The 23,915-nt window shown below is 43.7% G+C and carries 30 protein-coding genes and 1 pseudogene; 27 read left to right on the forward strand and 4 right to left on the reverse strand.

All coding sequences use genetic code 11. The features are described 5' to 3' along the window. The first annotated feature begins 199 nt into the window (after positions 1-199). The 17 genes and pseudogenes from WMO75_RS13690 to WMO75_RS13765 all read left to right on the forward strand — a co-directional run bounded on the left by WMO75_RS13690 (position 200) and on the right by WMO75_RS13765 (position 12,008). Positions 200-553, forward strand: coding sequence for an arsenate reductase family protein (locus tag WMO75_RS13690; RefSeq protein ID WP_022214472.1), 354 nt, complete (start codon positions 200-202; stop codon positions 551-553). Positions 554-556: 3 nt separating this feature from the next. Further along, entirely contained in the window at positions 557-814 is a 258-nt protein-coding gene (locus tag WMO75_RS19985) for an AlbA family DNA-binding domain-containing protein (protein ID WP_353963812.1), read from the forward strand. A gap of 193 nt (positions 815-1,007) precedes the next feature. Then, positions 1,008-2,525: a citrate/2-methylcitrate synthase gene (locus tag WMO75_RS13695; protein ID WP_022214471.1), complete on the forward strand. Its 1,518-nt coding sequence runs from the start codon at positions 1,008-1,010 to the stop codon at positions 2,523-2,525. Beyond that, positions 2,522-3,592 carry a tryptophan--tRNA ligase gene (gene trpS, locus WMO75_RS13700; RefSeq protein WP_022214470.1) on the forward strand — a complete coding sequence of 357 codons (1,071 nt, stop codon included), beginning with the start codon at positions 2,522-2,524 and terminating at the stop codon, positions 3,590-3,592. The genes WMO75_RS13695 and trpS overlap by 4 nt, the downstream gene beginning before the upstream one ends. 195 nt (positions 3,593-3,787) lie before the next feature. Continuing rightward, positions 3,788-4,090: an urease subunit gamma gene (gene ureA / locus WMO75_RS13705; RefSeq protein WP_022214469.1), complete on the forward strand. Its 303-nt coding sequence runs from the start codon at positions 3,788-3,790 to the stop codon at positions 4,088-4,090. A gap of 12 nt (positions 4,091-4,102) precedes the next feature. Beyond that, positions 4,103-4,471 (forward strand): urease subunit beta, encoded by a 369-nt coding sequence (gene ureB / locus WMO75_RS13710; protein WP_022214468.1) that lies wholly within the window; start codon positions 4,103-4,105, stop codon positions 4,469-4,471. Positions 4,472-4,506: 35 nt separating this feature from the next. Next, complete coding sequence (gene ureB, locus WMO75_RS13715; protein WP_349078240.1) at positions 4,507-6,228, forward strand: urease subunit beta; 1,722 nt, start codon at positions 4,507-4,509, stop codon at positions 6,226-6,228. Positions 6,229-6,250: 22 nt separating this feature from the next. Further along, positions 6,251-6,757, forward strand: a complete 507-nt coding sequence (locus WMO75_RS13720) for an AmiS/UreI family transporter (RefSeq protein WP_022214466.1) — start codon at positions 6,251-6,253, stop codon at positions 6,755-6,757. A 29-nt stretch (positions 6,758-6,786) separates the two neighbouring features. Then, the gene (locus WMO75_RS13725) at positions 6,787-7,266 is read left to right on the forward strand and encodes an urease accessory protein UreE (protein WP_118698004.1); all 480 of its coding nucleotides are present in this window, start codon (positions 6,787-6,789) and stop codon (positions 7,264-7,266) included. 11 nt (positions 7,267-7,277) lie between these two features. Next, positions 7,278-7,973, forward strand: a complete 696-nt coding sequence (locus WMO75_RS13730) for an urease accessory protein UreF (RefSeq protein ID WP_118253178.1) — start codon at positions 7,278-7,280, stop codon at positions 7,971-7,973. 89 nt (positions 7,974-8,062) lie between these two features. Further along, positions 8,063-8,671 (forward strand): urease accessory protein UreG, encoded by a 609-nt coding sequence (ureG, locus tag WMO75_RS13735; RefSeq protein WP_022214463.1) that lies wholly within the window; start codon positions 8,063-8,065, stop codon positions 8,669-8,671. Positions 8,672-8,674: 3 nt separating this feature from the next. Continuing rightward, positions 8,675-9,466: an urease accessory protein UreD gene (locus WMO75_RS13740; RefSeq protein ID WP_022214462.1), complete on the forward strand. Its 792-nt coding sequence runs from the start codon at positions 8,675-8,677 to the stop codon at positions 9,464-9,466. Positions 9,467-9,714: 248 nt separating this feature from the next. Next, positions 9,715-10,080 (forward strand): BMC domain-containing protein, encoded by a 366-nt coding sequence (locus WMO75_RS13745; RefSeq protein WP_022214461.1) that lies wholly within the window; start codon positions 9,715-9,717, stop codon positions 10,078-10,080. Between the two features lie 10 nt (positions 10,081-10,090). After that, positions 10,091-10,522 (forward strand): BMC domain-containing protein, encoded by a 432-nt coding sequence (locus WMO75_RS13750; protein ID WP_022214460.1) that lies wholly within the window; start codon positions 10,091-10,093, stop codon positions 10,520-10,522. An 18-nt stretch (positions 10,523-10,540) separates the two neighbouring features. After that, a complete protein-coding gene (locus WMO75_RS13755) occupies positions 10,541-11,071 on the forward strand; it encodes a EutP/PduV family microcompartment system protein (protein ID WP_022214459.1) in 531 nt (176 codons plus the stop codon). Between the two features lie 46 nt (positions 11,072-11,117). Then, positions 11,118-11,267: pseudogene (locus WMO75_RS13760) on the forward strand (glycine radical domain-containing protein); the annotation flags it as partial. An 18-nt stretch (positions 11,268-11,285) separates the two neighbouring features. Continuing rightward, complete coding sequence (locus WMO75_RS13765) at positions 11,286-12,008, forward strand: FUSC family protein (RefSeq protein ID WP_349078246.1); 723 nt, start codon at positions 11,286-11,288, stop codon at positions 12,006-12,008. A gap of 191 nt (positions 12,009-12,199) precedes the next feature. On the opposite strand, the gene WMO75_RS13770 is transcribed toward WMO75_RS13765, so the two are convergent. Continuing rightward, positions 12,200-14,167, reverse strand: a complete 1,968-nt coding sequence (locus WMO75_RS13770) for an oleate hydratase (protein ID WP_291579800.1) — start codon at positions 14,165-14,167, stop codon at positions 12,200-12,202. Positions 14,168-14,286: 119 nt separating this feature from the next. Then, on the reverse strand, positions 14,287-14,850 hold the full coding sequence (locus WMO75_RS13775) for a TetR/AcrR family transcriptional regulator (protein ID WP_022214455.1): 564 nt from the start codon (positions 14,848-14,850) through the stop codon (positions 14,287-14,289). A gap of 330 nt (positions 14,851-15,180) precedes the next feature. Between WMO75_RS13775 and rplM the strand changes: the two genes are divergently transcribed. Together rplM and rpsI are read left to right on the forward strand one after the other, a co-directional pair. Further along, complete coding sequence (gene rplM / locus WMO75_RS13780; RefSeq protein WP_005427591.1) at positions 15,181-15,609, forward strand: 50S ribosomal protein L13; 429 nt, start codon at positions 15,181-15,183, stop codon at positions 15,607-15,609. A 16-nt stretch (positions 15,610-15,625) separates the two neighbouring features. Next, positions 15,626-16,018, forward strand: a complete 393-nt coding sequence (rpsI, locus tag WMO75_RS13785) for a 30S ribosomal protein S9 (RefSeq protein ID WP_005427589.1) — start codon at positions 15,626-15,628, stop codon at positions 16,016-16,018. 202 nt (positions 16,019-16,220) lie between these two features. On the opposite strand, the gene WMO75_RS13790 is transcribed toward rpsI, so the two are convergent. Continuing rightward, positions 16,221-17,318: a tyrosine-type recombinase/integrase gene (locus WMO75_RS13790; RefSeq protein ID WP_064786825.1), complete on the reverse strand. Its 1,098-nt coding sequence runs from the start codon at positions 17,316-17,318 to the stop codon at positions 16,221-16,223. A 23-nt stretch (positions 17,319-17,341) separates the two neighbouring features. Further along, positions 17,342-17,953 (reverse strand): helix-turn-helix domain-containing protein, encoded by a 612-nt coding sequence (locus WMO75_RS13795; RefSeq protein WP_244783578.1) that lies wholly within the window; start codon positions 17,951-17,953, stop codon positions 17,342-17,344. Positions 17,954-18,097: 144 nt separating this feature from the next. On the opposite strand from WMO75_RS13795, the gene WMO75_RS13800 reads away from it, so the two are divergent. The 8 genes from WMO75_RS13800 to WMO75_RS13835 form a co-directional block, all read left to right on the forward strand. Continuing rightward, entirely contained in the window at positions 18,098-18,307 is a 210-nt protein-coding gene (locus WMO75_RS13800; protein ID WP_117570247.1) for a helix-turn-helix domain-containing protein, read from the forward strand. Further along, positions 18,300-18,560, forward strand: coding sequence for a hypothetical protein (locus WMO75_RS13805; protein ID WP_040351214.1), 261 nt, complete (start codon positions 18,300-18,302; stop codon positions 18,558-18,560). The genes WMO75_RS13800 and WMO75_RS13805 overlap by 8 nt, the downstream gene beginning before the upstream one ends. A 99-nt stretch (positions 18,561-18,659) precedes the next feature. Then, positions 18,660-19,337: a CHC2 zinc finger domain-containing protein gene (locus WMO75_RS13810; RefSeq protein ID WP_244783579.1), complete on the forward strand. Its 678-nt coding sequence runs from the start codon at positions 18,660-18,662 to the stop codon at positions 19,335-19,337. After that, a complete protein-coding gene (locus WMO75_RS13815) occupies positions 19,303-20,607 on the forward strand; it encodes a DNA primase family protein (protein ID WP_117570249.1) in 1,305 nt (434 codons plus the stop codon). Before WMO75_RS13810 ends, WMO75_RS13815 begins: the two co-directional genes overlap by 35 nt. Before the next feature lie 433 nt (positions 20,608-21,040). Next, entirely contained in the window at positions 21,041-22,471 is a 1,431-nt protein-coding gene (locus tag WMO75_RS13820; protein WP_117570250.1) for a MobA/MobL family protein, read from the forward strand. 17 nt (positions 22,472-22,488) lie between these two features. Further along, the gene (locus tag WMO75_RS13825; RefSeq protein WP_117570251.1) at positions 22,489-22,863 is read left to right on the forward strand and encodes a TnpV protein; all 375 of its coding nucleotides are present in this window, start codon (positions 22,489-22,491) and stop codon (positions 22,861-22,863) included. Positions 22,864-22,985: 122 nt separating this feature from the next. Beyond that, on the forward strand, positions 22,986-23,453 hold the full coding sequence (locus WMO75_RS13830) for a GNAT family N-acetyltransferase (protein WP_055169977.1): 468 nt from the start codon (positions 22,986-22,988) through the stop codon (positions 23,451-23,453). 115 nt (positions 23,454-23,568) lie between these two features. Continuing rightward, positions 23,569-23,915: MarR family transcriptional regulator (locus WMO75_RS13835; RefSeq protein ID WP_349078249.1), on the forward strand; the 347-nt coding region annotated here is incomplete at its 3' end.

The raw sequence follows: 23,915 nt of genomic DNA on the forward strand, positions 1-23,915 counted from the left end.
AACTGGTTATCCACAAAACAAAAAAATAAATTTCATCACTTTTTACAATGGACTATGCATACCCTTGAACAGTAACCCATTTCACATCAGCTGTTTTTCGACAAAACCTTACAAAAACTGCTCGTTGACAGTACAGTGGCGGTAAGGTATCATAGAACAAAAGAGGCTTAATATCTCTATAAAGAGGAGGAACATCATTATGTTAGTATTGGTATACCGAAAATGCAGCACCTGTCAGAAAGCCCTCAAATGGCTGGAGGAGCATAAAATCTTTTTTGAGGAACGCGCGATCGTGGATGAGAATCCTACTTACGAGGAATTAAAGGAATGGTACGGAAAAAGCGGACTGCCGCTCAAGAAGTTCTTCAACACCAGCGGCATGCTCTACAAGCAGATGAACCTCAAGGATAAGCTTCCAGAGATGACCGAAGACGAACAGCTCAGACTCCTCGCTACCGACGGCATGCTGGTCAAACGCCCCCTCGTAATTGGCGAAGACTTCGTCCTGACCGGTTTCCGCGAGAAGGAGTGGGAGGAGAAGATACGGGGGTGAAGGATTAAAGAATGCTGGAACCCCAACGATATTATCCACACGATCTGTGCATTTGCGAATGACTTCCCTAACGTAAATGGTGGCTATCTTGTCATAGGGATTCAGTCAGAAGATGGAATCCCCATACTCCCGCCCAAGGGTCTTCCACGAAATATACTGGATTCTGTACAGCAGGAGATTTTTCAGTATTGCAACATGATCACACCCAGATATATTCCGCGGATTGAAGTATTTTATAGCGGCCCACATACTGACGGATGATTTTTTACTGTAAAATTTTCCTCCACGAAAGTTTTCTCCATTTATCTATTGTATTTTTGCATGCATTCGTGTAAAATAAATTACAATTTAGTCTGGTAAAGCACGAATATGTATTATAACAGACCATTGAATAATAGAAAATTTTTATTATCATACCAGTACAAGAAATACACAGATGAAGGAGAGAGAATAAATGGCAGATCATGAAATGTTAAATCTTGACGAGATGGGCACTCTGAAAGACAGTATGGAGCTTCTTGGGGAAGAACTGATGAATGGCCATCGGATCAACCCAAATCTCTATGTAGAATACGATGTAAAGAGAGGTCTTCGTGACTCCGCAGGTAAAGGTGTCCTGACAGGACTTACCGAGATTTCCGATGTTACAGGTTACGACCTGATCAACGGGCGCAAGATCCCTGCACACGGCAGACTGTACTATCAGGGATATAATGTAAACGATATCGTAGACGGCCTCAAAGGACGTAAATTCGGTTTTGAGGAAACCATTTACCTCCTTCTGTTCGGCAGACTTCCATCCGACAAGGACATGGAAGTTTTCAAAAACATTATGGCAAACTTCGAGACCCTGTCCGGTCGTTTTGTCCGTGACGTTGTCATGAAAGCTTCCAACGGCGATATCATGAACGCAATGCAGAGATGCATCCTCACTCTGTACACCTACGACTCCAAACCAGAGGACAACTCCGCAGAAAACGTTCTCCGTCAGAGTATCGAAATGATCGCGAAACTGCCTCTGATCGCAGTATATTCCTATCATTCCTACAGACATTTCCGTAAAGATGAGACCTTGTTCATCCGCAACCCACAGAAGGACCTTTCCCTCGCAGAAAACATCCTTCTGATGCTCCGTCCGGACGGCAAATACACAGAACTGGAAGCAAAGGTTCTCGACATCGCACTGATCCTTCATGCAGAGCACGGCGGTGGTAACAACTCTACATTCACCACACACGTAGTTACCTCATCAGGAACAGACACCTATTCTTCCGTTGCAGCATCCATCGGTTCCCTCAAGGGACCTCGTCATGGTGGTGCAAACCTCAAAGTCCAGAACATGTTCGAGGATATCAAGGCAAACGTCAAAGACTGGACCGATGAGAAAGAAGTGGAAAGCTATCTCCGCAAGATCCTCAACAAAGAAGTCTTCGACCACAGCGGTCTGATCTACGGTATGGGACACGCCGTTTATACCCTTTCTGACCCACGTGAAGTCATCTTGAAACGCTTCGCCAAAGACCTCGCAATGGAGAAGGGCATGATGAAGGAATTTGCCCTCTACGAACTCGTAGAACGCCTTGCCGGAAGACTGGTCATGGAACAGAGAAGACTTTTCAAAAATGTCTGTGCAAACGTAGACTTTTACAGCGGTTTCGTATATACTATGCTTGGAATCCCGAAAGAGCTGTTCACGCCGATTTTCGCGATCGCACGTATCCCGGGATGGAGTGCGCATCGTCTTGAAGAGATCCTCAACGCAAGCAAGATCATCCGTCCGGCATACAAATATGTGGGACATCATGCAAGCTTTGTTCCGTTTGACGAGAGAGCGCCGGAGGAAGGCTGCGAGGAAGTACTGAGAGAATTAGAAAAGGAAGAAGCAGGACAGCCGGAAGAAAAGGCAGAAACTATAGAAAAAGAGGCACCGCAGGATTCGAAGAAGTGCCCTGAGGAGAAGAAGAATAAATGAAACAGGTTATTTTAACAGGTGACCGTCCTACCGGAAGACTTCATGTAGGACATTATGTAGGATCACTGAAGGAGCGTGTCAAACTCCAGAATTCCGGTGATTACGATGAAGTTTATATCATGATCGCAGATGCACAGGCACTGACAGACAACGCCGAGCATCCGGAGAAAGTACGTCAGAACATCATCCAGGTTGCACTGGATTACCTCGCATGCGGTATCGACCCGGCGAAGTCCACGATCTTTATCCAGTCTATGGTACCGGAACTGACAGAACTGACATTTTATTATATGAACCTTGTTACTGTTGCACGTGTGCAGCGTAACCCTACCGTTAAATCCGAGATCCAGATGCGTAACTTCGAAGCAAGCATCCCGGTTGGATTTTTCTGTTATCCGATCAGCCAGGCAGCAGATATCACTGCTTTCCGTGCAACACATGTGCCGGTTGGCGAGGACCAGATGCCGATGATCGAGCAGTGCAAGGAGATCGTGCACAAATTCAATACCGTATACGGTGAGACTTTGACCGATCCTAAGATCGTTCTGCCGTCCAACAAGGCATGCTTACGTCTGCCAGGTATCGATGGCAAGGCCAAAATGAGCAAGTCCCTTGGCAACTGCATCTACCTCTCTGACGAAGAAGCAGATGTCAAGAAAAAGATCATGTCCATGTTCACAGACCCGAATCATCTCCGTGTACAGGACCCAGGCCGCGTAGAGGGCAATCCGGTATTCATCTACCTGGAAGCATTCTGCAAGGATGAGTATTTCCCGGAATTCCTGCCGGAATACCAGAACCTCGAAGAGCTCGAGGATCACTACCGCAGAGGCGGTCTTGGCGATGTCAAGGTTAAGAAATTCCTGAACAACGTTATGCAGGCAGAACTTTCACCGATCCGTGCAAGAAGAAAAGAATGGGAGCAGCGCATCCCGGATGTTATGGATATCCTCAGAGAAGGCAGCAGGGTAGCGGAAGCCAAAGCAGCCGAGACCCTGAATGACGTTAAAGCATCCATGAGGATCAACTACTTTGACAGCGACCAGTCTGATATGTATCAGAAATGATCAGCCTGCAACGGCTATATGTAATAATCACAACTGCAAGTGGTATGACCAACAATAAAAAATAGTATTGACAATCGACAAAAATCAATGCTATAATACCGCATATTCCGAGAGGAACTAAGCAGACGAAGAAGTCTAGGAGACTTTTTCGTTTGCTTTTTTTATTTTCTAAATACCCATAAAGGAGGAAATGTAATGCGTTTAAATCCAAAGGAACAGGAAAAGCTTATGCTCCATATGGCAGGAAATCTGGCAAAAGAGCGGAAGGAACGAGGCGTGAAACTGAATTATGTGGAAGCAGTTGCCTATATCAGCTCAGAACTTCTTGAACTTGCAAGAGACGGCAAAGAAGTAGTCGAACTGATGCAGCTCGGTACCAAAATGCTGACAAAAGACGACGTTATGGACGGTGTCGCAGACATGGTACATGAAGTACAGGTAGAGGCAACATTTCCAGATGGAACCAAACTTGTAACAGTACACAATCCGATTCAGTAAAGGAGGACAACTATGAAAATTGGCGAAATCATTCCATTGGACAGAGAGATTACATTAAACGAGGGCAAACCTACCGTCACAGTCAAAGTGGCAAACACCGGCGACCGTCCGATCCAGGTTGGCTCACATTTCCATTTTTTTGAGGTAAACCGTTACCTTAAATTCGACAGAGAAAAAGCATATGGTTTTCATCTGGACATCCCTTCCGGAACTTCTGTCCGCTTTGAACCAGGTGAAGAAAAAGAAGTCCAGCTTACCGCGATAGGCGGAACAAAGAGAGTCTTCGGTCTGAACGACCTGACCTGCGCGCAGATTTCAGAAGTCAACAAAGAAGCAGCTCTTAATAACGCCCGCACCAAAGGCTTCATGCCAAAAGAGTAAGTAGATTCTGACAGAAAAAAGGAGGAAACAGATTCATGAGTGTAAAAATTTCCGGTGAAAAATATGCAATGATGTACGGCCCGACAACTGGAGATAAAGTACGTCTGGCAGATACAGATCTGATCATTGAGGTAGAAAAAGACTACACCACTTATGGTGATGAAATTAAATTCGGCGGCGGCAAGACGATCCGTGATGGTATGGGACAGTCCGTTAAGACAACAAGCGCAGACGGTGATCTGGATCTTGTTATCACAAACGCCCTGATCGTAGACAGCACAGGAATCATCAAAGCCGATATCGGAATCAAGGATGGCAAGATCAAAGGAATCGGTAAAGCAGGAAACCCAAGCGTGATGGACGGTGTGACACCGGGCATGACCGTAGGTGCTTCCACCGAGGCTCTTGCAGGCGAAGGAATGATCGTGACAGCAGGCGGTATTGATACGCATATCCACTTCATCTGCCCGCAGCAGATCGACTGTGCGCTGTACTCCGGCGTGACAACCATGATCGGCGGCGGAACTGGCCCGGCAGACGGAACAAACGCAACGACCTGTACACCAGGACCATGGAACATGGAAATGATGCTCAAGGCAGCAGAGGAATATCCGATGAACTTAGGTTTCCTCGGAAAAGGAAACTGCTCCGATGAGAAACCTCTGATCGAGCAGGTCAAAGCAGGTGCGATGGGTCTCAAGATCCATGAGGACTGGGGGGCAACTCCGGCAGTCATCGACCATTGTCTGAATGTGGCAGATGAATATGATGTACAGGTTGCCATCCATACAGATACCCTGAACGAAGGCGGATGCGTAGAAGATACCATCAATGCCATCGGAGGAAGAACCATCCATACATACCATACAGAAGGTGCCGGCGGCGGACATGCACCGGACATCATCAAAGCAGCAGCAACCTCGAACATCCTTCCTTCTTCCACAAACCCGACCATGCCATTCACTGTAAATACTCTGGATGAGCATCTGGACATGCTGATGGTATGCCACCATCTGGACAAAAAGATCCCGGAAGATGTCGCTTTTGCAGATTCCCGTATCCGTCCGGAAACGATCGCAGCAGAGGATGTCCTTCACGATATGGGTGTGTTCAGCATGATGAGCTCCGATTCCCAGGCAATGGGACGTATCGGTGAGGTCATCACCCGTACCTGGCAGACAGCAAGTAAGATGAAAGGCGAGAGAGGACCGCTTCCAGAAGATGAAGGTCACGGAAACGACAACTTCCGTGTAAAACGATATGTTTCCAAATATACCATCAACCCGGCAATCACACACGGTATTTCCAAGTATGTAGGATCTGTGGAGCCAGGAAAATTTGCTGATCTCGTTCTCTGGAACCCGGCATTCTTCGGAGCAAAACCGGATATGGTTATCAAAGGCGGTATGATCATCGCATCCAAGATGGGTGATGCCAACGCCTCCATTCCGACCACACAGCCGGTATTCTACCAGCCGATGTTTGCAGCACATGGAAAAGCAAAATACGCATCCTGCCTGACCTTCGTATCCAAGGCAGCCATGGAAGAAAATATCAAAGAGAAATACGGTCTGGAAAAAACTGTCGTGCCTGTAGAAAACTGCCGAAACATCGGAAAGAAAGACATGGTATTTAACGACAAAACACCGGAGATCACGGTAGATCCGGAAACATACGAAGTAAAAGCCGACGGAGTCAGCATCACATCCAAACCGGCGAAAAAACTTCCGCTGACACAGTTATACAATCTGTTCTGATGACTTTCTGAGGAGGGCATAAATGTTAGGTGTTTGTTTATTATTTGTAGGAATTGTCCTGATCAACAACGGTATCTGCAACTTTTATAAAGTAGATGGAAAATCCCTCGCAGTGATGAATATTTTTACCGGAGGACTTTCTCTGTTCATCAACTTTGTAAATCTTGTGCAGGGAAATTATTACGCAGCAGGAACAGGACTTCTGTTCTGCTTCACTTATTTATTTGTGGCAGTCAACAATATTTTTAAACTGAGCGGCATTCCGTTCGCATGGTTTTCCACATTTGTAGCGATCAACGCAGTGGTATTTGGAACACTGGAAGGTTTTACCGGAAGTACAGCTCTTGGTATCCAGCCGGACATCCGCTGGGCTGCGATCTGGTATCTCTGGGCGATCCTCTGGGGAACATCCTTCGTTGAGGACATCATGGGCAAAAAACTCGGCAAGTTTGTGCCGGCCCTGCAGGTATTTGAGGGCATCGTGACCGCCTGGATCCCTGGCGTGCTGATGCTGATCGGAAAGTGGTAAAAAGGTAATTCCGCGAGGAGGAACATACAATGATTTGTGAAAAAATTCTGGGAAAACTGACAGACGGAGTGTTCTCCGGAAAAAAGGTGGATTACGTGGACATCCACTGGGATGAAGCATTCAAAAAACTTCACAGAAAAACAAGTCAGGGAGGCACAGAACTCGGCATCCGCCTGGATGACTCTGTGCTGACCAGAGGGCTGAATCAGGATGATGTTCTCGCAGTGGAGGGTGATACCGTGTATGCGGTAAACATCCCTCCCTGCGAGGTGATCGTAGTCACTGTCGACGAACATCATCCACATATGGTGGCAAAGGTGTGCTACGAAATCGGAAACCGTCATGCACCACTGTTCTGGGGTGCGAAAGAGGGAACTTTCATCACACCATATAACGAACCGATGCGGGTAATGCTGGACAAACTCCATGGTGTTTCCACAGAGGTAAAAGAATCCAAACTGGATTTTGACAGAAGGATTTCTGCTTCCGTACATTCCCATACCCACTAGGAGGTACGTCTATGACAGAAGGAACAGCGAAATTTTTTCTGCTACAGGTAAATGATGCACTGTTTCCGATTGGTGGATATTCCCACTCCTACGGGCTGGAAACTTATATCCAGAAGGGAATTGTTCATGATGAGGACAGTGCAGAAGAATTTATCCACAAGCGGCTCGAATATAATTTTTTGTATAATGAATTTCTGGCAGTGAGACTTGGCTGGGAGTACGCGGTCAGTGGAGATCTGACGGCAATCTCCCGTCTGGAAGAGATCATGGAAGCCGGAAAAATCCCGCGCGAAACAAGAGAAGCAAGCCGGAAACTGGGTTCACGTTTTATCAAAACTCTGTCGGCGCTTGAGATTCCACGCGAGAACCGTGTTTTTGAGGAATACAGAGAGGCACGGAAAGGAAAAAGCGTGCATCATGCAGTGGCATACGGTGTTTTCTGCGGGGCGGCAGGGATCACCAGAGAAGAGGCACTGGAACATTTTCTGTATGCGCAGACCTCTGCAATGGTCACAAACTGTGTAAAAACGATTCCGTTAAGCCAGTCTTCCGGGCAGAAACTTTTGAGTGGGTGCTACCCGCTTCTCCAGAAACTGACCAGGGAAGTGAAAGAGCTCGGGGAAGAATGGCTCGGACTTTCCGGCCCGGGATTTGACCTTCGGTGTATGCAGCATGAAGGACTGTATTCGAGGATTTACATGTCCTGATACCAGGGAGAAAAGTTCAAAAAGCCGTTCGTGCTTGCACGATAAGGATTTTGAATGATTATGAGAAAATAATGAGAGGATGAGGAACAATGTCATACGTAAAAATTGGCGTGGCAGGACCGGTTGGTTCCGGCAAGACTGCCCTGATCGAATGTCTTACAAGACAGATGGCTTCTGAATACAGCATTGGTGTTATCACCAATGATATCTATACAAAGGAAGATGCAGAATTCCTGAGCAAAAACTCTGTTCTTCCACGCGAGCGGATCACAGGCGTAGAGACCGGCGGCTGCCCGCACACCGCAATCCGTGAAGACGCTTCCATGAACCTGGAAGCAGTAGAAGAGATGATGGAAAAATTCCCTGATATTCAGCTTCTGTTCATCGAGAGCGGCGGTGACAACCTTTCCGCAACTTTCAGCCCGGAACTCGTAGATGCGACGATCTTCGTCATTGATGTGGCAGAGGGCGACAAGATCCCGCGAAAAGGCGGACCTGGAATCACCAAGTCAGATCTTCTCGTCATCAACAAGATCGACCTGGCTCCGTATGTCGGTGCGGACCTTTCTGTTATGGAAAGAGACTCAAAGAAAATGCGCGGCGAGAGACCGTTCCTTTTTACAAATATCCGCGGACTGGACGGCACAGATGCCGTGATCGACTGGATCAAGAAAAATGTACTTCTGGAAGGATGTTAAAGCGTGACGACAGAAAATAAATTTGGAAAGACATCGGAGGTAAGACTGGAAACAGAACTGAGAGATGGAAAAGCCGTGCTGAGTGATGTGTTTTTTACAGCGCCTTTCAAGGTGATGCTTCCATTTTATCTTCGGGAAGATTTTATGCAGGTGATGGTGCTTTCTGCATCGGCTGGCATCATGGAAGGGGATGTGCAGAAATTTGACATCCATGTAAATCCGGGAACCAGCCTGGAATATTTGTCACAGGCATATGAGAAGATCCACAAAATGAAAGAGGGCATGGCGCGGCGGGAGACCAGGATCGTCGTGGAGCCGGATGCGTACCTCAAATATGCACCGCTTCCAACCATCCCGTTCAAAGATTCTGCCTTTGAGAATCATCTGGAGATCGAGCTGAAAGAAAAAACTTCCCGGCTTCTGTTCCAGGAGATCCTTTCCTGTGGAAGAGCTGCCTGCGGCGAGGCGTTTGCCTATCGTTTTTACCATAACCATGTGGCAGTCAGAGAAGAGGGGAATCTCATTTATCTTGACAATACCCGGTATGACCCGAAGCTCTTTGAAATGAGCGGAACCGGGATGTACGAAGGATTTACACATCTTCTGAATCTGGTGTTTTTTAACATTGAGAAATCAGAATCCTGGATGAGTGAAGTGAGAGAACTCCTCGATGAAACACCGGAGATTGAAGGCGGTGTGACAAGGATCGCAAGCGGCGATGCGGCTGTGCGTATCCTTGGAAGAGGCTCAGAGCCCCTTCTTAAGATATCAGAAAAGATCCAGAGCATGGATTGAAAACTATATTTATATTCAAAAAAGCAACTGTTTTGGAGCAGATCCGGAGCAGTTGTTTTTTTGTGCATTTTAAATCCGATAGAAAAAACAAAATGTTGTTTTGTGTGGATTCCTTTTTGCAAAATAGTTGTTTTTTGCTGACTTGAAGGAAAATCGCCTTGACATTATGTATACAAAATAGTACAATTAGTAATATTAGATAGAGAGTATTTGGCACTAATATACATAGTGAAAGTGAGGAGCTATTAATGGCAGATGAACATAGAGATCAGATCAGAATCGTGCAGGAGACTGTAGCAGGTAAGGAGATTACCTTTGCACATGTAATGGGCGGTCCGGCTCCGATCATATATCAGAAACTCGGACTGAACCCGCAGGTGGACTACCGTTCATCCGCGATCGGGATCATGAACATGACTCCGTCAGAATCTGCAGTCATCGCATCCGATATCGCAGTCAAGAGCGGCAATGTCTATCTTGGATTTGCAGACCGTTTTACAGGAACCATGATCATTACAGGAGAGATTTCAGACGTTATGTCCGCGATGACAGAGGTTGTCGATTATTTCCGTGACACTCTGGGATACGTAGTCTGCAAGATCACCAAGAGATAGGACGTAGGACATGGAAGAACGAATAACGAGAGAAGAACTTCTCGAGAAGCTGTTTAATGATGATTATGAGCATCTGAAGGGAAAGAAACTCCGTATGACACGTGTACGGGTTCCTGGTAAATCCATCGATTTTGCCCATGTTTTTACACCTTCAGATCCATCGGTGTATCAGAATCTGGCACTTCATATTGGTGTACATGAGGGCGAGGATCATACAGGAGAGTCCATTGGCATCATCCGTATCACACCATGGGAGGCAATCGTAGTTGCGACAGATGTTGCAGTCAAGGCTGCTGATGTTGAGGTTGGTTTTATGGACAGGTTCAGCGGTGCGCTGATCATACTCGGCGGTTTATCACAGGTGCTGACTGCGATCGAGGAAGTCGTCAGATTTTTCCGCGATGAGCTGAACTTTAATGTATGTGAGATTCACAAAAGCTGAAACAGGACAGGATAAATAATGAAGAAAGTTTTTTTGATGGGGCGAAGTGAGGCAGGTAAGACTTCCCTGACCCAGGCTTTGAAGGGTGAGGAACTTCACTATCACAAGACCCAGTATACAAATTCAAATGAAGATACGATCGATTCCCCGGGAGAATACGCAGAATCCAAGCATTTCAGCGTCGGCCTGGCATGTTTTTCCTTCGAGGCAGACGTGATCGCGATTGTGCAGGCAGCAAACGAGCCGTTTAACCTGTTCAGCGACGGAAGCAGGAACTTTCTCCTTCGTCCGCTAATCGGCATTATCACGAAAGTAGACTCCCCCTATGCGAACCTTCCAATGGTCCGCCAGTGGATGGAGAATATGGGCTGCGAGCGGATCTTCGAGGTCAACAACGTAACGAGAGAAGGAATCTCAGAACTGATGGATTACCTCAAGGACGACCTTCCGAAACTCACCTTGGAGCAGGCAAAGTTCAAGCAGAGCCTTGGCCTGAACGAATGGCAGCCACTTCCGGAGGGCGTGGAGTATCCGGAGAGCATTCGGTGATAAATGCGAGAGTCGTATATATAATTAAAAAGATAAATTACTTATGAAGAAACTGATCGACGCAATGGAACATCCGGAAAAAGAAGAATATCAGAACTTTACCATCCGTGTTTCCGGATACGCTGTTAAGTTCATTTCCCTGACAAAGAAACAGCAGCTTGACGTTATCGCACGTACCTGCCATAAGAGACTGTAATAAGGGACTGATATTGTTATGGCATTTGGATTTGGACCGCAGGAAATGCTGGACAGAGCACAGGTGCCTGACAAATGGCAGCTTACGCCACTCAGGAATTTCAAATCTCCCCGGATCCGGGCGAGGATGTGGCGTACTGCTCTGGCAGTATTGATCACCGCCGTAGTTTATGAATACCTCCTAAGCAAAAGAAATCCGTGTTTTGCACTGATCGGTGCAGTTTACGCGGTTGGAAGCCAGTTTGAAGAAGGCTTCCACAACGGAATCAACCGGGTGATTGGCACTCTGGTTGGCGGTCTTCTGGTGATTCCTTTTTATGAATTGTATACCAGTCAGCCCTTTGGGATCCCTGATTGGATATGGCTTGTTTCCGGTTTGTGTCTTGTGATCTGGTGTAATTTTGCACTGGGTGCAGACTCAGCGATTCAGCCTGGAAGTGTTATTTACTTTGTCGTGATCTACACAGTTGGTACGGAGCGGGTACTCCCATACACAATCGCCCGCATCCTTGATACAGGAGGAGGTGTGCTGATCGCACTTCTTTTGTATGTGCTGTTTCCCTCAAAGCACGACAGAGAAAAAGGTGTTTCTTTACTGACCTTCTGGGCTGAAACAAAAGATGCCTTTAAATCTTACATAAACAAAAACCGCACATCCCGAAAAAAAGAGCGTGAAAATTTCGGAGCGGAAGATGAAAATTTCTCCACTATAATCTCTAAAATAAAAGATAAACGAAAGTAACACCAAAAAGAGCATTTGACTGTCCCGGACAGCAGGTGCTCTTTTGACGTAGAAAAGCCTGGAACGGGTCGGTATGACCCATTCCAGGCTTTCACTGAATATGTGTGCAACATTAAGATATCACAGTTGATTCTTGCATGCAGTAGCACATATTATAGAAACATTGCACATTTTTTATTTCATTATAAAAATCACATACCATCTTTCAGTACATCATAATCTCTCAATACTTTCTCGATCACGGTTCCCTTGATGAAATGAAGTACTGGTTTCAGGATAAGGTTTGCACCCGGGATGTCAATCTCCAGCGGGGATTTGCCGTCCATCAGCTTCACGCTGCTGCTTAAGAGTTCACGGATATCGTAAACACTTCCCCATACTTCCGGTACGCCACGGTCAACGCCGAGGAGTCCGTAAACAGCTTCCATAGCGGTTCTGACAGAGTATTCTGTGGTGAATACGGTATCACGCGGAGTATCTGCGAACTGGCCGAGGAATGCGAAGTTTATACAGCCATCCGGGATAACGTCCGGGCGGTCGCCTTTGGTTCTCGGCATGAAGAATGCGGTGATATATGGCATCATGGTCGGTACACATACCGCACTGTTTTCTGCGAGGTCTTCGATCTGGTCTTCCGGAACACCAAGATGGTACAGCCATTCTTCGGTGATCTCTTTACCGGTACAGTCTTTCATCGGTTTCTTGACATAGTCGCCAGGTACGTCTGTAAACAGACCGTAAACCCATACGCAGACCTTATCTTTGTCCTGATCCTTGAACTGTCCCTGACGGTTGATAGTCCAGCTTAAAAGCCACTTGGAATCCTGGCAGCTTACGATACCGCCTGTAACAACCTTGCCGGTACGTGGATCACGTTTGCAGATGTCCGTGATATAAGGAATGATCTTGTCATCCAGAGTTGTGACAGTTGCAGATTCCCAGTTGGTCTTGCTGATATCGGAGCAGAATTTTTCTGGATGTCCGAAAGATGGATCCTGCGCTGCGATATTTTTCCAGAGGGACCAGCAGCCGCTTGTACGAACTTCCGCGTCGCCGTTCGGTGCATGGTTCTGATCACCATAGATCGTACCTTCTGTACAGCTTCCGTTTGTGACGAATACGAGGTCGTTTTCAGTAAGGACGATGCCTTTTTCTACGCCATTTACCTTGCATTCGATCGCAGATGCGATCTTCTTGTCATCCTTGAATTCAAAGATCACGTTGGTAACTTCTGTGTTGAACTGGAAGTCAACACCTGCTTCCTCCAGATATTTCTGCATTGGAAGGATCAGGGATTCGTACTGGTTGTATTTGGTGAATTTCAGGGCACTGAAATCCGGAAGTCCTGCAATGTGGTGGATGAAACGCTGGAAGTAAAGCTTCATCTCCAGGGCACTGTGCCAGTTTTCGAATGCGAACATGGTTCTCCAGTACAGCCAGAAGGTGGAATTAAATACTTCATCGTCGAAAACATCCTCGATGGTCTTATCGTAGAGGTCTTCGTCCTTTGTCATGAAGAGTTTCATGATCTCCATGCAGCCCTTCTGGCTGAGGTTGAATTTGCCGTCTGTATGAGCATCTTCGCCACGGTTTACAGTTGCACGGCAGAGAGAGTAGTTCGGATCATGTTTGTTCAGCCAGTAATATTCGTCCAGAACAGAAACACCAGGTGTTTCAATGGAAGGAATGCTGCGGAACAGATCCCAGAGGCATTCGAAGTGGTTTTCCATTTCACGACCGCCTCTCATGATGTAGCCGCGTGTCGGATCAAAGATACCATCGCAGGCACCACCGGCAATGTCCATGGCTTCGAGGATATGGATGTGGGAACCAGGCATCTGTGCGTCACGAACAAGGAAGCAGGCAGCAGCGAGAGATGCCAGACCACTTCCAACGATGTAAGCGTGTTTGTCATCTACGCCTTCCGGTTTCTCCGGGCGGGCGAATGCTTCGTAGTTACCATTTGTATAGTAGATGCCTTTGCTGTTCTTTTCGTATTTGCCGCGTTCTGTATTGCGGTAGTCAGATCTGGCAGCTTCGGCTTTCTTTGCTTTTGTAGCTTTGATCTCTTTATTTTCCTGAGAGTTTTTTGCGAGCATTGCGGCTGCTCCGGCTCCTGCTGCAAGTGCGATACCAAGTTTTAATCCTTTTTTAGACATATAAAAAACCACCTTTCATTTGTTTATGATGATGTGTATTTCTCTGCTTCTGTCTCCTATAGTATTGCCATTTTGCAGGTTTTTCAATTTACAAAAGAGGCGAAATGAGTAAAATCTTATCACTTTGTCGATTTTGTAAAGTTTTTGATGGAATTTGAGATATTTCCATGAAGGGTGGTGCACATATTCTGGCAGATAGAAGCGTAGTCGGATTTCATTCCCTGGCAGATCCAGTCGAGCATGATGCCGACAAAACTGTACTTATAGAAATCAGCGATAAAATTTTTCTGCGCCTGAGTGATGGATGTCCCGATGGACTGTTCCTCGACAACACCCATGATCAGATCGTGGGTCAGGCGGAAGAGGAAGTTTTCAATCTGTTCACGGTGCAGGGAACTGTAGGCATTCATAATGAAAGCTTTGTTTTCGTAGACTGCCTCAAAAATCTGCAGAAGTCCTTCCTGCCAGTCGCCCGATGTCTTTTTACCCTGGAGTGCACGTGTGGATTCTTCGAGGCAGACCCATTCCACCAGGTCATAGATATCCTTGAAATGATAATAAAAAGTCATTCTGCTGATCCCGCAGTCAGTGGTGAGGTCGTTGATCGTGATCTTTGTCAGAGGCTTTTTGAGAAGAAGACGCTTGAGCGATTCTTCCAGAGCCCGTTTGGTCATGTTGGACAAAAGCTGTTCCTCCGTTTTCCTTTTCTTCTTATTATATCCGTAAATCAGGGGCACTACAAGCACGATGAGAGGAAACATTTTTTTATTGGAAAAAAATATCGAAAAACTGGGAAAAAACTGTTGACATATGGAAGGGGTTATAGTAGAATTACCCAATGTGACGTAGTGCGATGACTCCTGAGCCAAAGCCCCGGCGAAGGTGTTTTTATCAGCGGTTTCGGACATTTCCGCAGTATATGTTATTTGCACTGATCACCAGGAATTATATATGATATCACGACAATTCGTGATTAAACAAACTATCGTTGATAAATAACAGGAGGTAAAACCATGCAGACTTATATGGCTAATCCAGATAAAATCGAAAGAAAATGGTATGTAGTTGACGCTGAAGGCTGTACACTGGGCCGTCTGGCATCTGGTGTTGCTAGCGTATTAAGAGGAAAGAACAAACCACAGTTCACACCACACGTTGATACAGGTGATTACGTTATCATCGTTAACGCTGACAAAGTTAAAGTAACTGGTAAGAAAATGGACCAGAAGATCTACTATCATCACTCCGACTATGTTGGTGGAATGAAAGAAACCACATTAAAAGAAATGATGGCTAAGAAACCGGAGAAGGTTATCGAGCTGGCAGTTAAAGGTATGCTTCCAAAAGGACCTCTGGGAAGAACCATGTACAAGAAACTTTTCGTTTATGCCGGACCAGAGCACAAACATGAAGCTCAGAAACCGGAAACCTTAACATTTTAATAGGAGGTAGGAGACATTGGCTAGCGCAAAATTCTACGGAACAGGAAGAAGAAAGAAATCAATCGCAAGAGTTTACCTTACACCTGGTACAGGCAAAATCACAATCAATAAAAGAGACATCGACGAATACTTCGGATTAGAGACTCTGAAAGTTATCGTTCGTCAGCCACTGGCTGCAACAGAAACAGAAGGCAAATTTGACGTTCTCGTTAACGTTAAAGGTGGCGGATACACAGGACAGGCTGGTGCCATCAGACATGGTGTTGCAAGAGCCCTTCTTGAGGCAGACGCAGAATACAGACCAGTTCTCAAAGCTGCTGGATTCCTTACACGTGACCCACGTATGAAAGAACGTAAGAAATACGGTCTCAAAGCAGCTCGTAGAGCACCGCAGTTCTCTAAACGTTAATTTCAGTTCAGCAAGAGATAATCTTCGGAACTCGGATTTACGTTCAAATCCTTGTTTTACAAGGGTTTGTGGAGTTGTCAGATGTGGTGAAAAGCGGTGGAATTTACTCAGTTCGCAACGCATTTGCAACACGTTTGCAACAAAAATATCTAAAAAATATAGGACACTTTTCGGTGATAGACACTGGAGAGTGTCCTTTTTGTTATGCAGATTTTGTATCGGCAGTTACGCTGTCCTCATTTTCTAAGGTTTTGTTGATTGCGTCTACAAGAACCTGCATATCTAAGTGAGTATAAACTTTTTCTGTCAAAGTCATAGCACCGGAGTGCCCCACAATTTTCTTGATTGTTGTATCCTGAACACCAGCTTCCGATAACATGGAAATACACGTATGCCGGGTACAATGTGGTGTACGGTCAATTCCAATCTGTTCCACAAGAGGAGTCCAATAGCTGTCATAGTAATTGCGATAAAGAAATCTTTTGCCATCCTCTGTATGAAGAAGATATTCGCAATCAGGACAAGAATTATACCAGTCTTTATAGTAAGGCAGGAGCTTATCAGCAATCGGAACTTTTCGGATTCCGTTTTCTGTTTTGCTGTCAATTACATCAAAATACTGTTCTTCCAAATGCACATTTTCTTTCTTCAAATCAAGAAATTCGGAGATACGTGTGCCATTATAGAGCAGCATGAGGATGATCTGATAGTATTTGTCCTCTTTCATTGTCCAGACTTTTGCAACTTCTTCTTTCGTGAATTTTGTACGTGTATGCTTGTTTGGATTGCGGTCTTTGTACTGGGCGATTTCAACAAAAGTAGAATAATCTTTGTTGCAGATGTCATTCTTCAATGCAAATTCATATAACTGGTTGAACAGGATTTTGATTTTCTTCAATGTGGGAAAATTCTTTCCGCAGGTGTCAATAACCTGTTGTAAGTCTGCCAGTTTTAAATCTTTAAAAACTCGGTTGTAAAGAATGCCACATGTTTTGTAAGATGCCTTATATCCTTTGATATTGCTTTCGGATACCGTAGGAAATTTTTTCTTAGACCATTCCTCATACACTTCATCAAAAGTCATTTTGGCTGCCTTGGTATCATAAGGATTCCGATTATAATCAGCCAACATTTGCAATCCCTCTGTTTTTGTGGCGGCATATCCAATAATAATATATTCATTTACTTTCTTTTCTTTGACTGGATCAATGCGATAGCCTGTGGTTTTACGAACCATCCAAGGTTTTCTTCTTTTTCCAGATAGTTTTACTACACTTCCGTAGCCGTTCGGTAATTTCATATTCTAAAAATCCTCCTTAAAAATTAGGACTCTTTTTTACCGTACCGTTCGTTCATGATTTTTTGAAATCTTCGTATTCGTTCTTCGTTTGAGATCTCTTCTGTTTCTTTTTCAGTCAGTTTTGCATTTGCGTAATATGCAAGTGTTTTATCCTGCCACTTCTGATAAGATTCAAGACTTGTCTGATAGTCCTTGACTTCGTTTCTTTTATCCTCAAATTCTTCCAAGAATAGACAGAGATCCTGATTTAACTCCGTAGAAACATCTTTGCCATTAAAAGTAATAGCACATTCCCATCCATCATAATGTGGCGGGCGTTTGACTTCGATATTGAAGCAAAGTTCCTTTATCTTATCTAACTGAAATAAGAAATTCATAATATCAGAAAGATTTTCTAAAGGTTTTCTCTCGGCATCATACCCTATAAGATATGTGGATTCGCAGTCTAAAACTTTTGCGATTTCATTGAGCATAGCGATGGAAACTTCGATTTCTCCGCTTTCATATTTTTGGATTGTACGAAGCGATTTTCCCAACAAATTTGCAAGCTCTGTTTGGTTGATACCTTTTTCTTTTCGAGCAGTACGGATTCTAAGTCCGATTTGATTGTTATGTAACTTCTCATTACTCATCATTATTCACCTCACGCTTATCATATCATAGAAAAATGCGAATTACAAGTACATATTTATATAAAATAGTATTGACATGTGCAGAATAAGTGCATATAATAAAAATACGCATTAAAAGTGCATATTAAAAAAGAAAGGAGAAATAAAATGAAGATAAACGTATTTAGAATGCAGATTTTGATGGGAGAAAGAGGATTAACAATTAAGAAATTGGCAGAGTTAAGTGGAGTGTCAAGGCAGACGATTTCCTGCATTATATCAGGAAAGAGCTGTACACCGCAGGTGGCATATAAAATTGCTACAGCTTTAGATCAAGAACTTAGTCAGATTGTAAAGGAGGATGTGGAAAATGGATAAAAGATTATATGTAGAATTGCCGCCATTTACGGGAAGAAATGTGCCAATTACGGAAATCGCAAAAGCAATCGGAAAAGATGCTCATTACGTTCGTATCGGAATACAGCAGGGAATTTTGAAATTTGGAGTGGCAATGAAGATGGGCGATTCCAATGAATTCAGTTATTACTGTTCTGATCGTAAAGTATGGGAGGAAACTGGATATTTCAATGGAGAGGCAAAAAAGCAGGGAAAAGAAAAAGCCCTTGCGTAACACAAGGACAACTTCTCAGAGCTTTTGATAACTCTATCTCGCAAATTCAGTATATCAAAGGCTCTGAGAGAATACAACGAAAATTTTAAAGGAGTCGAATTGAATATTTTTCAAGTAGTAAAAGAAAACGTAACTGCAAGGCAGGCAGCCGAGCAGTATGGGTTGAAAGTCAATAAAAACGGGATGGTCTGTTGCCCCTTTCATGATGATAGGCATCCCAGTATGAAAGTAGACAAAGGCTTTTGCTGTTTTGCTTGTGGTGCGAAAGGGGATGTGATCACATTTGTGGCGGATTTCTTTCACCTTGCACCATTGGAAGCAGCAAAGAAACTGGCAGAAGATTTTCAGATACCTATTTTTACAGATAACGCAAAGAAAAGGAATGCCAGTAAGAAAAAAGAAAAACCGAAAAGAACATTGTACCAGACCGAAAAGAAATTTGAAGAATGGGAACGGGAAAGTATCCGCATTTTATCGGATTATCTTCATTTGCTGGAAGAATGGAAAATAAGATATGCACCAAAAACACCAGAGGAAGAATGGAAAGCAGAATTTATAGAAGCCTGTCAGCAGATAGAAAAGATAAATTACTATCTGGGTTTACTGGTGTTTGGAGAGTTACAGGACAGAATTGAATTTTTATTGGATAGTGGGAAGGATGTGAAAAGAATTGAAGAACGAATGGAAGAATATAGACGAAACAACAAGGAACAGACTGGAAGAAGCATTGGATCAGAGGGAAATGAACTCCGAGCCGTACTCTCAGGAATGGTTTGAGGATGGGCAGATTGATGAAGTAGCATTTTGTGAAAATTTCCTGCAAAGAATGCCATTGAAGTGTATCAACGGTATCTTTTTCAGTTATGATGGAATGCTGCCAGACAGTGAAGTAGAAAAAGAAATTTATAGAATGGTAAAACCGGTTCTTACGAAAGGAATTTCCAAGAAAGTAAAACAGCTTTTGGAGGTTCTAAAACTGGAAGCCTATTCAGAGGAACTTCCGGTGCAAATGGATCGCATCCATGTGAATAATGGAACTTATTTTTTGAATGGAGATTTTACAGAAAATAAGGAGTTTTGCCTGAACCGCTTGCCTGTAAATTATGAAATGAAAGAAACAAAGCCGGAACGGTGGATGAAATTCCTTTCAGAACTGCTGGAGGAAGATGATATTCCTACCTTGCAGGAATATATGGGATATTGTTTAATTCCATCCAACAAGGCACAGAAGTTATTGATTATCTTAGGAAAAGGCGGGGAGGGAAAATCCCGTATTGGTCTGGTCATGAGAAAAATTCTCGGAACGAATATGAATGTAAGCAATATTCAAAAGGTAGAGCATAACCGTTTTGCAAGGGCAGATTTGGAATACCGACTTTTGATGGTGGATGATGATATGAAACTGGAAGCATTGAAAGACACCAACTACATTAAAACCATAGTCACTTTGGAGGATAAGATGGATTTGGAAAGGAAGTCAAAGCAGAGCGTACAGGGGAATTTATATGTCAGGTTTCTTTGCTTTGGAAACGGAAGTCTGAGTGCTTTACATGACCGTTCCTATGGATTTTACCGCAGACAGATTATCCTTACGGTCAAAGATGTGCCGCCGGACAGAGTAGATGATCCCTATCTGATTGAGAAACTGCAAAGAGAAGCAGACGATATTTTCCTTTGGTGTCTGGAGGGATTGAAACGATTACTGAAAAATAAATACCGTTTTACCATCAGCGAACGTGCAAAGAAAAATCTACACGAAGCTATGGAATCTGGGAATAACATTATCGCTTTTATGCAGTCATCCGGGTATATCCGACTGGAAGAAAATACAACGGCAACTTCTAAAATTTTATATCAGGCATACTGCCGCTGGTGTGAAGACAATACGGAAAAACCTATGAGTGCAAAAAGTTTTTCGGGGTACTTAAAAGAAAATGAAAAGAAGTATCACATTCATTATTCTACGAATATTCCCTCAGACAATGGGAAAAATGCCAGAGGCTTTCAAGGAATCCATACGCAGATACGCATAGACAACTATCGTTGATACGGATGAAAAGCAGATAAAAAAGAATTTTCCAAAGAAGCGTATATGCGTATATCATCAGGGAAATCAAGGGATTACAGGTTTCTGAAAAGTATGGAAAATACGTTTATACGCTTATACGTGTAATTCTTGAATTTATTTTATTTTTTAGCAGAAGGGAGTGTTGGAGATGTTAAACCAGCCCGGATACGGGCAGATCAAAAGGGCGGATACGCCCATAAATGGAATCGCAAGTCTGAGTAATAATCAGATTATGTAATACAAAAACAGCCCTCGGCGATTGAGAGCGAAATACACCCATCGCACAAAACTAAAGTTTTATGCTCTGTGTATTTCGCCCTGCCGGGAGCAAACCGCCGACAGGCGGATAGGTTCGTACACAGGTGCCTATGCACCTACTCACAATAAAGTCGGCGAGAGCTGGGGAAGGAGGATGCTTATAGGCAGACATTCATTTATCAGACAAAGCAAGCTGTCCAATGTGGCAGGAAGGATTGATTATATCTCCAATCCGAAACGACAGGAATATCTCTATGCGACCTATCAGACAGAAGGGGCAACACCGGAGTTTTGGAAAAATCTCGCAAGAGAAAATCAGTTGGATTTTAAGGCGAGTGGTTCAGCAGGGAAATGTATTGAAGGGCGTGAATTTATCATTGCACTTCCCGAAAGTTTTGTTCAGTACAGGGCAGATGATGTGGTAAGGCTTTTTACGGAGAGTTTTCATAAAAGATATGGTGTGGAGTGCAGTGCTGCCCTTCATCACAACAAGGCAAAGACGAATTATCATATTCATCTGGTATTCAGTGAACGAAAAATGTTAGAACAACCCGAAGTAAAGATTGCTACCCGAAATATGTTTTATGATGAGCAGGGGAAGCATAGACGCACAAAGAAAGAGGTTTTAGACGAGCAGGGCAATCTTCGGGCGGGATGCAGTATTATCCCCAAAGGGGAAGTTTATGAAAGCCATATCTTCACGAAAAAGGATGAATGGTTTAAGAATAAAGCCTTTACCAAAGAAGTCAAGGAACTGTTTACCGATACGATCAACCGATATGTAAAAGAGGAATCAGAAAAACTATCCGTATTCCAACAGGGCGGCGTATATCTGGCAACCAAGAAAATAGGAAAGAACAATCCGAAAGCAGAGGAGATAAAGGCAGACAATGCGGCAAGGCAGGAATGGAATCGGACAGTTGATGTGGCATTAGTCGAGGGCGTTCCCGAAGAAGATATTTTGAAGATCAAGCAGGAAAAAATCGCAGACAAAACGCTGCAATCTATCAGGACACACGGTTGGCTGCCGGATATGTTCCGTCAGATTATCCGAGGTGCGAAGGACTTTTTGCAGGAAGTAATTTTCAAATTTAAACTACCGCCTAAACCTGTACCAAAGATTGATTTGCAGGAATGGAAAGATATGCAGAAGCTCATGTATGAATTGCAGAGACAGTCCATGGAGATAAAACGCACACAGCAGGATATTTCTTCTTTGAAAAAGCAACTGTCACAGTTACGAGGACTATTTAAAGGCAAAGAGCGAAAATCTTTGGAGGGGAAAATTGAACTGTTAGAGGATTTGGAGAAACGTCTGCACAAGAGTTTGGAACAGATAGTAAAGCGGGAAGGCTATCCCAATGTGCAAGCCTTTCAGAAGGTTTATAATAAGGCAGAAGAATTGATTATAGAATACAACGAAGAACTAAGGGCATGGAAAAATCAGACGGAACAGAAGAAAGAGAAAACGTTAGAACAGCCGAAAAAAGCGAGTGTACTGGAAAAGCTGCACCGCTATCAGCAGGAAGGCAGACAGCAGCCGAAACGGTCAGTCAAGAAAAAATCTATGGATAGAGAACGATAAGAAAGGTGGAAACGATTATGAAGAAAACAATATTTGAAGAAATAGGCGGCACTTATATCAGACATGGGGATTATCTTATCCCCTGTCTTACCTTGCCGGAGGAAAAACAGAGGTTTGTAGGCGTATGGGGACAAAGACATTTACGCTATCTGAAAGAATATCGCAGGAGTGTATATTTGAATTTACTTACAAGTGGAAAACTGAATGATTATTTGGCTGATATAGAAGAACAGGCACAGGAACGCTTTGAAAGGGTTGTAGAGCAGATGAAACAGGCACATGGGATCACGGAACAGTTAAAGGCAGAAAATCAGATGGAATGGGTAGCGAGAATGAACAATATACAATCGTGTGCAAGGGAGATTGTGGATAAAGAAATGATTTATCAATAAGGAAAGTGATATGGTGGAAAGCAAGTCTGAAAATGGCTTGCTTTTTGGCTTTACAATGTAGGTAGTTGATGTATATAATTACGATAAAGAGATAAATTTGAATTTGTAGGAGAGAATACGATATGAATTTAACATACAAGAGAGCAACGCTTGAAGATATAGATATATTGACAGAAACAAGAATAGAGGTATTAAGAGCAGCTAATAAACTTTCTGCTGATACTGATATGAGTGAAGTTGAAAGACAATCTTATAATTATTATCAAAAAGCTCTTTGTGACAGATCTCATATTGCATATTTGGTTTTTGATGAAAATCGTTTTGTAGGGGCTGGTGGTGTTAGTTTTTTTCAAGTAATGCCGACTTACCACAATCCAAGTGGAAACAAGGCTTATATCATGAATATGTATACTAATCCTGAATATAGAAGACTGGGAATTGCTTATAAAACATTAGATATGCTGATTAGAGATACTAAAAGCAAGGGCATTACAGCTATTTCATTAGAAGCAACTGATATGGGGCGACCATTGTATGAAAAGTATGGATTTGTAAAAATGAATGATGAAATGGAATTACCAGAGAGATAAATTCCAGGTTTGGAGAATTGAAAAAACGGAATTTACCTATTAAGACATATAAACTCTTGACAATAAAGCTCCTATATAGTATGTTTTTAATAAACTACTATATAGGAGCTTTTGTATGGAAATGAATGGAGGATTTCTTGTCACCAAAATAAAACAGCTTGGAGACCGGATTTTCGAGAAGATTCTCAGCGAAAAGAATATTGATGCGTTTAATGGAGCCCAGGGACGTATTCTTTATGTGCTGTGGCAGGAGGATGGTATCTCAATCAGGTCACTCTCGACTAAATGCGGATTAGCGATAACATCTCTTACTACGATGCTGGAAAGAATGGAAAATCAAGGGCTGATAAGCCGTGTTCAGTCTAAAACGGACAAAAGGAAAACACTCCTGTTTCTGACTGAGAAAGCACATGCCTTAAAGGGCGAGTACGATTCTGTATCTGATGAGATGGGCAGTATTTA

The organism is Blautia intestinihominis (assembly GCF_040096655.1).
Taxonomy (GTDB): domain Bacteria; phylum Bacillota; class Clostridia; order Lachnospirales; family Lachnospiraceae; genus Blautia_A; species Blautia_A intestinihominis.

Excerpts from the sequence above, each read along its gene's own strand:
- ureB (WP_349078240.1), top strand. The coding sequence starts at position 4,507 with ATGAGTGTAAAAATTTCCGGTGAAAAATATGCAATGATGTACGGCCCG.
- ureA (WP_022214469.1), top strand. The coding sequence starts at position 3,788 with ATGCGTTTAAATCCAAAGGAACAGGAAAAGCTTATGCTCCATATGGCA.
- rplM (WP_005427591.1), top strand. The coding sequence starts at position 15,181 with ATGCAGACTTATATGGCTAATCCAGATAAAATCGAAAGAAAATGGTAT.
- WMO75_RS13695 (WP_022214471.1), top strand. The coding sequence starts at position 1,008 with ATGGCAGATCATGAAATGTTAAATCTTGACGAGATGGGCACTCTGAAA.
- WMO75_RS13730 (WP_118253178.1), top strand. The coding sequence starts at position 7,278 with ATGACAGAAGGAACAGCGAAATTTTTTCTGCTACAGGTAAATGATGCA.
- WMO75_RS13770 (WP_291579800.1), bottom strand. The coding sequence starts at position 14,167 with ATGTCTAAAAAAGGATTAAAACTTGGTATCGCACTTGCAGCAGGAGCC.
- WMO75_RS13750 (WP_022214460.1), top strand. The coding sequence starts at position 10,091 with ATGGAAGAACGAATAACGAGAGAAGAACTTCTCGAGAAGCTGTTTAAT.
- WMO75_RS13815 (WP_117570249.1), top strand. The coding sequence starts at position 19,303 with ATGAACTCCGAGCCGTACTCTCAGGAATGGTTTGAGGATGGGCAGATT.
- WMO75_RS13830 (WP_055169977.1), top strand. The coding sequence starts at position 22,986 with ATGAATTTAACATACAAGAGAGCAACGCTTGAAGATATAGATATATTG.
- WMO75_RS13725 (WP_118698004.1), top strand. The coding sequence starts at position 6,787 with ATGATTTGTGAAAAAATTCTGGGAAAACTGACAGACGGAGTGTTCTCC.
- WMO75_RS13820 (WP_117570250.1), top strand. The coding sequence starts at position 21,041 with ATGCTTATAGGCAGACATTCATTTATCAGACAAAGCAAGCTGTCCAAT.
- trpS (WP_022214470.1), top strand. The coding sequence starts at position 2,522 with ATGAAACAGGTTATTTTAACAGGTGACCGTCCTACCGGAAGACTTCAT.
- WMO75_RS13795 (WP_244783578.1), bottom strand. The coding sequence starts at position 17,953 with ATGATGAGTAATGAGAAGTTACATAACAATCAAATCGGACTTAGAATC.
- WMO75_RS13690 (WP_022214472.1), top strand. The coding sequence starts at position 200 with ATGTTAGTATTGGTATACCGAAAATGCAGCACCTGTCAGAAAGCCCTC.
- WMO75_RS13720 (WP_022214466.1), top strand. The coding sequence starts at position 6,251 with ATGTTAGGTGTTTGTTTATTATTTGTAGGAATTGTCCTGATCAACAAC.
- WMO75_RS13755 (WP_022214459.1), top strand. The coding sequence starts at position 10,541 with ATGAAGAAAGTTTTTTTGATGGGGCGAAGTGAGGCAGGTAAGACTTCC.
- WMO75_RS13825 (WP_117570251.1), top strand. The coding sequence starts at position 22,489 with ATGAAGAAAACAATATTTGAAGAAATAGGCGGCACTTATATCAGACAT.
- WMO75_RS13765 (WP_349078246.1), top strand. The coding sequence starts at position 11,286 with ATGGCATTTGGATTTGGACCGCAGGAAATGCTGGACAGAGCACAGGTG.
- WMO75_RS13800 (WP_117570247.1), top strand. The coding sequence starts at position 18,098 with ATGAAGATAAACGTATTTAGAATGCAGATTTTGATGGGAGAAAGAGGA.
- ureG (WP_022214463.1), top strand. The coding sequence starts at position 8,063 with ATGTCATACGTAAAAATTGGCGTGGCAGGACCGGTTGGTTCCGGCAAG.
- WMO75_RS13745 (WP_022214461.1), top strand. The coding sequence starts at position 9,715 with ATGGCAGATGAACATAGAGATCAGATCAGAATCGTGCAGGAGACTGTA.
- ureB (WP_022214468.1), top strand. The coding sequence starts at position 4,103 with ATGAAAATTGGCGAAATCATTCCATTGGACAGAGAGATTACATTAAAC.
- WMO75_RS13805 (WP_040351214.1), top strand. The coding sequence starts at position 18,300 with ATGGATAAAAGATTATATGTAGAATTGCCGCCATTTACGGGAAGAAAT.
- WMO75_RS13790 (WP_064786825.1), bottom strand. The coding sequence starts at position 17,318 with ATGAAATTACCGAACGGCTACGGAAGTGTAGTAAAACTATCTGGAAAA.